The 9,205-nt window shown below is 43.8% G+C and carries 11 protein-coding genes and 1 other annotated feature; of the genes, 1 reads left to right on the top strand and 10 read right to left on the bottom strand.

Going from position 1 to position 9,205, the window contains the following annotated elements:
• Window positions 1–66: 66 nt before the first annotated feature.
• From BFI01S_RS06920 to BFI01S_RS06910, 3 genes are all read right to left on the bottom strand, one after another.
• Window positions 67–882 carry an STAS domain-containing protein gene (locus tag BFI01S_RS06920; RefSeq protein WP_048010580.1) on the bottom strand — a complete coding sequence of 272 codons (816 nt, stop codon included), beginning with the start codon at window positions 880–882 and terminating at the stop codon, window positions 67–69.
• Between the two features lie 121 nt (window positions 883–1,003).
• A complete protein-coding gene (locus tag BFI01S_RS06915; protein WP_061791946.1) occupies window positions 1,004–1,300 on the bottom strand; it encodes a hypothetical protein in 297 nt (98 codons plus the stop codon).
• Between the two features lie 186 nt (window positions 1,301–1,486).
• Window positions 1,487–2,257, bottom strand: a complete 771-nt coding sequence (locus BFI01S_RS06910; protein ID WP_235831122.1) for a hypothetical protein — start codon at window positions 2,255–2,257, stop codon at window positions 1,487–1,489.
• Window positions 2,258–2,375: 118 nt separating this feature from the next.
• Here BFI01S_RS06910 and BFI01S_RS06905 point away from each other — a divergent pair, with 118 nt between their 5' ends.
• Complete coding sequence (locus BFI01S_RS06905; protein WP_061791944.1) at window positions 2,376–3,419, top strand: lactonase family protein; 1,044 nt, start codon at window positions 2,376–2,378, stop codon at window positions 3,417–3,419.
• A 44-nt stretch (window positions 3,420–3,463) separates the two neighbouring features.
• Here the strand turns inward: BFI01S_RS06905 and BFI01S_RS06900 are convergent, their stop codons facing one another.
• From BFI01S_RS06900 to BFI01S_RS06870, 7 genes are all read right to left on the bottom strand, one after another.
• Window positions 3,464–4,459 (bottom strand): zinc-binding dehydrogenase, encoded by a 996-nt coding sequence (locus tag BFI01S_RS06900; protein WP_061791943.1) that lies wholly within the window; start codon window positions 4,457–4,459, stop codon window positions 3,464–3,466.
• A gap of 78 nt (window positions 4,460–4,537) precedes the next feature.
• Entirely contained in the window at window positions 4,538–5,785 is a 1,248-nt protein-coding gene (gene tyrS / locus BFI01S_RS06895; protein ID WP_061791942.1) for a tyrosine--tRNA ligase, read from the bottom strand.
• Between the two features lie 48 nt (window positions 5,786–5,833).
• Window positions 5,834–6,040, bottom strand: a binding site (T-box leader).
• 108 nt (window positions 6,041–6,148) lie between these two features.
• Entirely contained in the window at window positions 6,149–6,889 is a 741-nt protein-coding gene (map, locus tag BFI01S_RS06890; protein WP_061791941.1) for a type I methionyl aminopeptidase, read from the bottom strand.
• 59 nt (window positions 6,890–6,948) lie between these two features.
• Window positions 6,949–7,515: a hypothetical protein gene (locus BFI01S_RS06885; protein WP_061791940.1), complete on the bottom strand. Its 567-nt coding sequence runs from the start codon at window positions 7,513–7,515 to the stop codon at window positions 6,949–6,951.
• Window positions 7,512–8,090 (bottom strand): nucleotidyltransferase family protein, encoded by a 579-nt coding sequence (locus BFI01S_RS06880; RefSeq protein WP_061791939.1) that lies wholly within the window; start codon window positions 8,088–8,090, stop codon window positions 7,512–7,514. Before BFI01S_RS06880 ends, BFI01S_RS06885 begins: the two co-directional genes overlap by 4 nt.
• Window positions 8,080–8,712, bottom strand: a complete 633-nt coding sequence (locus BFI01S_RS06875) for an NUDIX hydrolase (protein ID WP_061791938.1) — start codon at window positions 8,710–8,712, stop codon at window positions 8,080–8,082. Before BFI01S_RS06875 ends, BFI01S_RS06880 begins: the two co-directional genes overlap by 11 nt.
• A 64-nt stretch (window positions 8,713–8,776) precedes the next feature.
• The gene (locus BFI01S_RS06870) at window positions 8,777–9,187 is read right to left on the bottom strand and encodes a GNAT family N-acetyltransferase (RefSeq protein WP_061791937.1); all 411 of its coding nucleotides are present in this window, start codon (window positions 9,185–9,187) and stop codon (window positions 8,777–8,779) included.
• Between the last annotated feature and the right edge of the window lie 18 nt (window positions 9,188–9,205).

Raw genomic sequence — 9,205 nt, 5'->3', positions numbered from 1 at the left:
CTTAAATATTCCACTTTCTAATTTTATAAAAAAAAGCCGCTTTATGAGCAGCTCCATACATTACCATTATTTAATGCTTCTAATCGCCTGCAGGACGTTTGTGTATACTTCAAGGGATGACAAGTCAATGCCAAGGACAACGGCATTTTTTGCTAAATCCGGTCTCACACCTGTTGCAATGGTCTTAACACCTATTAGCTGGAGAATATTCCGGATATCAAAAATATGATTGGCAATTTCAACATCTATATTCACCGTGCCGGAAAAATCGATAATTAGGGTTTCAATTCCCAGCTGACTGACCCGAGGGACTGTCTTCTCAATGATGATTTGAGCTCTGTCATAGTCTATGCTGCCGATCAATGGAAGGATTGCAATGCTGTCCTGAATCGGTACAATGGCTGCAGCAAGCTCATTTACCTGAGATTGCGTCTCTCTCAGTTGTTCCTCGGAGTGCCGTTCAAAGGCAAATACGGTCTCATTGATGCTGATATCCAGCATAAAGTTCACTTTTTTAACAATAGAAATAATCTCATCAGCCGTTAATTCAAACTTCTCACCAATATTGTTTAATCTATCAGTAAAAACGAGGCGGGTGTCCGGATACCGGATGACGATATCAGAAATTTTCCCTCCCTCGGAGGCAGCCCGTTCGCCATTTCCTTTGCTCCATTCAACCAGCCCTTCAGGAACCATGTCACTGCTGCTTGCAATCATGGTTCCCAGGAACTTCATAAACTCCAAATACATCGAAACGGCAGCCTCAAATTCCGGTTTGGGGATTTCGAAACCAAATCGCTTTACGATTTCTTTAACCAGTTCTCTAGATAAAACCTCTGCATTTTGAGTAAGATACGCTGAAACTTTATGAATAGGCTCCATTTATGTATATATCTCCCCTCTTATGTCTTTCTTCGATTATATCGTACTATAACTTCAAAATGACAGAATGGGAAATAAATAGGAGGTTTTCCCTAAGAGGGAAAGTCATTAGCTATCGTTTTTAAAACCACTGCTCATAATCCTCTTCCCTTATATCACTGATCAGAAGTGATTCAAACCTTTTGTAAAGCTCCTGGATGCCGGGATCGTTGTTAATCAGCGGCAGCTTGCTTTGATAGTCCTCTTCCGACTTAAAAAAACTGATTTCTGTCCACTTTGTCTCATCTTTTTTATTTTTTAACATTTTAGTCTGAGCCTCGATGTAATTCCGGTAGATTTGACCAGCTTTCCGCTGGACCAGCATCAGTTCCTGTTCGTTTTCCGGGCGGATATGATATTGATAGATTTTAATGTACATGGCAGCTCCTTTGGTTATTCAAGTTATGGGCAAATCCGGGAATTTTATGAGCGATTTTTTTGCTTTTAGGTGAAATCCAGTTTTTATTAACGATTTTTTCTTGTTTATGGCTATTTGCACTTCTTGAGCTAGTCCATTTTCTGAGTGACATCCAGATAAAAAGGAAATTCAGCCTGCTTCAGTTATTCAACCTCCCAGCTTTTTATAGAAGCCCAATGATTCTATTAAAAACTCCCGATTATACCCTGTCTTTTGATGAATACGGTCTGCCCATTCTTCAATAGTTTCAGCAGGGACATCATGGTACAGGCCTTCTGTGGTACTGAGGAAGCTTTTCCAATTGTAAAATTCCCAGTGAGCGGTTTCGTTTTTATAGAGAAGCCGCTGCTCCAGTAAAGCTTTTGGATAAATAGAGTTTTGCGATCGTTCTGCTGCTTCCAAAAAGGAATTCAGTTCAACTGGATCCGTATCATAACTCTGCTGCGATATTTTTCCGTTGGGGCGGTGATAGGCAATTTCCAGCTGCCCGCTTTCAGATGAAACCTGGACATCTGCTGCCGGGAAAAATCCGCTTATTTTTTCGGGAGTAAAATCCCGGGCCTTTGAATCAATTAATATGGGCTGCAGCCATTGGTCGCCCAGATCACATAGAAAGCGGCGGCCTTCTTCATCCACCGCCACCACTGCTGCATGTGCAGAAGGTGTTTTCAAATCGTGGCCAACTGGATAGGCCTGAATTCCTGCCTCCTTAAATTCATGGAGAAGCCAAATCGCGAGGTCAAAACAGTTTCCGGCAATGCCGTATTGGGCACGGTGCTCCTTCATTAAAGAAACATCTCTCTGCTTTTTCGTTCCTGCTTTATCGTAGTACCATGCTTTTGTCAGTGTTTCCATCGGAAAACGATCAAAGATTTTCCAGACTGACAATATCGAATGGGGTGCGTTCAACCTCATCATCCTCTCCTATATGTACCTTTTACTATTCTTTTTTCCATGCAAAATTCCTCTTCCTTTTGTTTAGAAGGCAAATTATGATAGAGTATTTTCAGGAGAAAACATATAGAGGAGGCTTCATATGACCAAGTACAGAGGATACATAGGCACATACACAAAGGGTGAAAGTGAAGGGATATATTCATTTGTTCTGGATACAGAAGCAGGCAAAATTTCCGATGTAAGGACTGAAGCACAATTGGATAATCCCACCTACCTGACAATCAGCCGGGATAATCAATTTTTATACTCGGTAGCCAAGGAAGGCGAATCCGGCGGAGTGGCTGCGTATCGTCTTGAAAGCAGGAGCGGTTCACTTGAGAAAATCAACAGCCAGGTTTCTGCCGGATCCCCTCCATGCCATGTCAGTGTGGATTCTTCCGTGCGCAATGTTTTCAGTGCAAACTACCATAAAGGGACAGTCGAGTCTTACTTAACAAATGAGGACGGCTCATTAAATCCTGCTGTTTCGGTTATGGAGCATAGCGGATCAGGTCCTGACAGCAGGCAGGAAAAACCGCATACTCACTATGCCGGGCTGACTCCGGACGAAAAATACTTAGCTGCAGTTGACCTGGGAACAGACCAGGTGATTACGTATGAAGTGAATGAAGGAATCCTGAAGGAAAAAAGTATCCTGTCTGTAAAGCCGGGCAGCGGTCCCAGACACCTTGTGTTCCATCCAAATGGAAAGTATGCCTATGTGATGACCGAGTTTAGCTCTGAAGTTCTTTTGCTTCAGTATCATGGAGATGGAAGCTTCGTACAAAAGCAGGCTATAACCACGCTTCCGGAAGGCTTTACGGAAAATAACCAGGGAAGCGCCATTCATATCTCTTCCGACGGCCGCTTTCTTTATGCCGGCAACCGCGGGCATGACAGCATTGCTGTTTTCTCCGTCAATCAGGATAATGGAGAGCTTGCATTTGTGGAGCATACCTCCACAGAAGGAAACTGGCCGCGTGATTTTGTACTCGATCCATCTGAAAAATTTGTGATTGGCTCGAATCAGAATTCAAGCAATATTGTTTTGTTCTCGAGAAATGAAAATACAGGGAAGCTTACATTGCTTCAGTCTGATGTGAAAGTGCCGGATCCGGTTTGTGTGAAGTTTTTATATGTATAAGAAAAGGGTGAGATTCTGCTTTTTGCAGGATCTCACCCCTTTTTTTATTCGCTGATTTTGAAAGCAATTTTCCCCCATTGCTCCGCGTTTGCGATTTTTTCAAAAGCCTGTTCATATTGTTCCAGGTGAAATGACTGATCCACTGCCGGCCTGATTTGGTGCTTTTCTATAAACTGGAGCATTTCATGGTATTCCTCCGCGCTTCCCATTGTTGAGCCAAGCAGGTTTTGCTGAGCGTAAAAGAGACTGCGGAGATTGAGTTCCAGCACATCGCCTGTAGAGGAGCCAAATGTTACGATGGTACCGCCACCCCGAAGGATTTCCAGAGATTTATTAAATGTAGCCGGGCCAACAGATTCAATGACAAGATCCACCTTTTCACCGTCAAGTGCCTTCGTCCAATCTTCACTGCTGTTCAAGGCTTTATCTGCCCCAAGGTCAAGAGCTCTCCGGCATTTCTCCTCTGAACGGGAAGCCACATACACAGTTGCCCCTGCCGCTTTTGCGAATTGCATTAAGAAGGTTGCCACTCCCCCGCCAATTCCGGGGATGAATACCTTCATGCCTGCCTGGAGCTTTCCTCTTGTGAATAATGCTCTGTAGGCAGTTAGTGCTGCCAGGGAAAGGACGCCCGCTTCCTCCCAGGTTAAATATCCTGGCTTGGGTGCTGCGTTTTCAGCCGGAATAATGATGTATTCCGCGAATGTGCCATGAAACGGCAAGCCGACAATTTCAAAGCCGGCTGGCGGCGCCTCGCTTTTTTCCTTCCAGCCAAGTCCGGGATTGATGATGACTTCATCGCCTGGCTTAACGCCTGCAACGCCATCTCCGACTGCGTCGATAATTCCCGCTCCGTCTGAACCGATGACAAGCGCAGGATCTTCCGTCTTGTGGCGGTTCAGGACAAATAAATCCCGATGGTTCAGCCCTGCCGTCTTTAATTTCACCCTGACTTCGCCGGCACCCGGCTCAGGCTTTTCAATTTCACCATAAGATAACCCGGCAAGACCGGCTTTACCTTCATGAATGACCGCTTTCATTTCCTCCACCCGCTATTCTTTAAAAATTTCGTCTATTCTATCATATCTTGAAAAGGATTGAGAAAAAAAGAGATTTGCCTAGTTCAGCCTCAGTTTTACAAACTTTCTTTTTCCTGCCTGAAGAACTAATCCGTCTGTAATTTTCACGAGCAGCTTTGCATCGCTGACTTTTTCTCCGTTTAAACGGATGCCGCCTCCTGCAATCATTTTTCTTGCTTCTGTTTTGGAGGAAAGCAGGCCAAGGCCGGCAATCAGGTCGGTAATGAGCATTTCACTCTCACCCCTCCATTCGGTTTCCGGGATCTCATCCGGCATGGCTCCTTTTTGGAAAATGGTTTGGAAATGCTGTTCGGCTTTCTCGGCTTCAGCTGCACCATGGTAAATGCGGACAATTGTTCTTCCCAAGAGCATTTTGGCGTCACGCGGATGAAGAGTTCCGTTTTCCAGTTCTTCCGCGATTTGCTGTTTTTCGGTCACCGGCAAATCTGTTGCGAGATTGAAGTATTTTACGATCAGCTCATCCGGTATGGACATCGTTTTGCCGTACATATTATTCGGATCCTCATCGACACCGATGTAATTGTTTTTCGATTTGGACATTTTCTCTTTGCCATCCAGGCCCTCGAGGAGCGGCATCAGGATGACCACCTGCTTTTCCTTTTGAAAATACTCCTGCAGATGGCGTCCCATAAGGATATTGAAGTGCTGGTCATTGCCGCCAAGCTCGATATCGCTTTCAAGAGCAACTGAGTCATAGCCCTGCATCAGCGGGTAGAAAAACTCATGAAGCGAGATCGGCTTACCTGTGGCCAGCCGTTCTGAAAAGTCGTTTCGTTCCAGGAGGCGGGCAACTGTTATGCTTGCAGACAGGCGAATAACGTCTTCAAGCTGGAGGTCAGAAAGCCATGCTGAGTTGTAGTGAAGATCCACCTTATCCATGTCCAGCACTTTGCTGAATTGCTCGAAGTATGTTTTGGCATTATGCATCACATCTTCATCAGTAAGCTGGTTTCGGGCTGCCGATTTGCCTGTCGGGTCGCCAATTTTCCCTGTAAAATCGCCAATGATCAGCTGAATGACGTGGCCGTTGTCCTGGAACTGCTTTAATTTATTCAACACGACCGTATGGCCGATATGGACATCCGGAGCAGAGGGATCAAGACCCAGCTTAATTTTTAAAGGCTGATTTTGAAAAATGGATTTGGCTATTTTATTCTTCAATTCGGCTTTTGGCAGAATCTCCTGGGCACCATTGCAGTAAATCTCAAGCTGCCTCTCTGTTTCAAGCTTTTGCTGGGCTGTTAATTTTTCGAAAAAATTATCCATGATTTCCATCCTTTCTGTTTATGGAATACAAAAAACCACGCCCCTAAAGAAAGGGACGTGGTTAACGCGGTACCACCCTTATTGAAGATTGCTCTTCCACTCAGCGGATTAACGGTCCGAGCCGTTCCCTGCTACTTCTGTTCACAGAGAAAGTTCAAGAAGGTAATTCACTGTTATCTATATGCTGATTTTCACCGGACATCAGCTCTCTAAAACAGGGAGAAAACAGCTACTGATTTCTGTCATTACTTTAAAATTTGAAATTTTTATTATTCTAGCGGAATGCTTTGGAATCTTCAAGTGTTTTTTTAATAAATCTTAAAAGTAAATAAACCAGGAACATACAATGCCCCTGGTGCATGATTATTTCGTTAAGATAATGGGTCCTTCTTTTGTGACAACAACGGTATGTTCACATTGGGCGACATGGCTTTTATTAGGTGTGACAAACGTCCAGCCGTCGCTCATTTCTCTTACTTCTTCATCTCCGCTTGAGATAAACGGTTCGAAGGCTACAACCATTCCTTCTCTTAGCAGCTGCTTATCCCATGGATCAAAATAGTTCAGGATATGGTCCGGCTTCTCATGAAGGGAACGGCCTACACCGTGGCCGGTCAGATTCATGATTACGTTGAATCCATTGTTTTTTGCGATTTTATGAACCGTTTTACCAACGAGGCTCAGCTTGCCGCCCGGCTTTAATTTTTTCAGGCCTTCGTCAAAAGCTTCCTGTGCCGCATCACATAACTTTTGGAGCTTCTCGTCTTCACCAACCACAAATGATAGGCCTGTGTCTGCGAAATAGCCATCCTTTGATCCGGAAACATCAATGTTTACAAGATCGCCTTCTTTTATTATGCGGCTTCCGGGAATGCCATGGGCCACTTCTTCGTTCACGCTTATGCAAGTAAAGCCTGGAAAGTCGTATTCTCCTTTAGGACCTGAAATCGCTCCGTGCTTTTCAAACAGTTCTCCGGCTAAATCATCAAGCTCTTTGGTTGTTACGCCCGGCTTGGTTTTTTCAATCATCGCATCGCGAATCTCCGCGACAATTTTACCAATTTCCTTCAGTTTTGCTAATTCTTCTTCGTTTTTTACAATCATACAGAATCCTGCCTTTTCTTTTGTTGTTATTTCTCTATTATAATCTAAATGCAGCGCGCTTAATAAGATTTCGGCTTTTCTCTTGATAAAAACCTAATAATTTGCAGGAGAGTGATAAAGCCAGTTAAAGAAAACAGCAAGATTTCAAGCAGATAGCCTTCACTTTCATTTTCTTTAACAGGGCTTGGTATTCTTGCTTCTTCATTTATTATTTTTCCGTAATAGTCCTCATGCCCTGATACAATTCTGTCATCCTGCACTTGAACCATTCCATTGGGGCCAGCAACGGGAACAAGAAAGCGTGCTTCCTTTGTTTTTTCCAAAAATAACAGAAACTTTCCGCCATCCTGTTGAAATTCTTCAGCCCATCCATCATCGAATATTTCAATGCCTGCCGTGATGTTTTCTGCCACTTCTCCTTTATAAACCTTTTCAACATGAAACTGGCTTCCATAAAAATTACTCTTGCCTGATTTTGGTTTACTTTTAAAATTATATGTTCCCAGCACAATGACTTGTGAGCGGGATTCGACCTCTTCCGGATTTAGTTCCGCCCATTTTGTTGCCAGTATTGGCGAACCGCCTGGCAGCGTAAGCAACATCAGTATTATAAACACCTTTTTCATTGGTTTCTTCCTTGAATTTCTTCGATCCCTGGCCATAATAATTTCCAGTTCTTTTTTTCAATTCGCTCCAGGTAAACTCCAAATAACTTGCTGTCTTCAGCAAACATAGGTGTGGGCTTTATTTTAAGGGCAAGCAAGTCCTCGATCCCCCATGGAGCAGTTAATATAATATTGTTTTTGTCATCAAGCTTTAATCCAAGGGCAGTCGCCGTTTCAGGAAATTTTGAGATCGCATCCACTGATGATATATATGGGGAAAGGTCATTAATGAGATGCATTCTTGCCTCATTTTTAACTGACCAGGGCACTTTGGGCAGAAGGGATTTAAGCTTAGACTCCAGTTCTTTTTCCGTTTCTTCGCTAAGGTCACTCTTATTAAAATAAACGACATCCACATCCGGCAAGTGAGTTCTATTACTGAATCCATGAAGAGTATCCCAGATTTTTGCCCTCACAAAGCCGGCACAGACCCACCAGTCAGGAAGGTCTAATGACCTTGCGGCTGTTAGGATGGCCATCATCCATTTGTCCTGCTTTACCACCTTCACTATATCTTCTTCAGTCTTAATCAGCATGTTCCCTCTCCATCTCCCGAATTGAATGCAGTACGCGCCTGTAGTAGTAATCCTCATGCGGAACAAAGTCCTCTTTGCGCACTGTAATGGCAGAGGTGATTCTTTCATCTCTTTCAACCTGAAACCCTTCTGCCTTAATATTTTCTCTTCCTTCAAACCAAAGCTCATAGAAGTCCTCCAGAGCAATCCGGTAGATTCCTGTTACTTCTTCCAGCTGCGGGTTGAACTCCTCCAGTGCATGGACACTGTCATAAAGAAATACATGCGCCAGTTCTTTGTCGATAAAATTTTCTTTCTCTGCCATATATTCAATGACACCCAGTGGCACCAAGTCCGCAAAATCAACATGAATCCCCAGTTCTTCCTCCACTTCCCTCATGCCGTCCATGACAGATTCATGACTCATAAGGTGGCCTGCAGCGGTTATGTCCAGTAGTCCGGGGTAATCCTTTTTGTCATTACTGCGGTATTGAAAATAAATATATTCCTGATCATGTTCCCTGAACACAAACCAGCAATGGAAAGTTTCATGCCAGTGGCCTTTTTGATGGACCTCTTCACGAGAAGCTACACCGATTTGTTTTCGGTTATCATCAAAAATATTGAGAATTTCTGTGTCCAATTAATTGGCCTCCTCTTTTTAGAGAAACTATATTGAAGGGATACCCAGCTTCCTGTCTCCCCTGTCACTGCTTTCCTGATTGGTTCTGATAATTCCGCTGCACCATTCCGGATGATTTAATCATTCCGAACTTTTCATAAAACGGCTGTAATTCAGGGTCACACATAATATCGATCATATAAATACCGTCCAGCTCTTCCAGCATGCGGGTGACCAGCTTTTGACCGATTCCCTGCTGCTGGTAATCAGGCAGTACTTCAAGCAGCGGAATGTAGGCTGATAGCACTCCATCGCTGATTGCTGTGATGAACCCAGCCACTGCATGTTTATCACGGTCAATGGCAAGCACGATTTTCGTGCTGTTTTTTAGAAGCTTCAGATGCTTTTCAGGGCTCGGCGGATTTTGCCACCCATCAAAAAAACCGTCCAGCATATCTGCTGATATTCCTTCTGGATCCACTGCATATTTGATCATTTTATCAGCTCCAATTTC

The organism is Cytobacillus firmus NBRC 15306, assembly GCF_001591465.1.
GTDB classification, from domain to species: domain Bacteria; phylum Bacillota; class Bacilli; order Bacillales; family Cytobacillaceae; genus Cytobacillus; species Cytobacillus firmus.
Note: the sequence above shows the minus strand (reverse complement) of the source record. Positions and strands in the feature narration are given on the sequence as shown.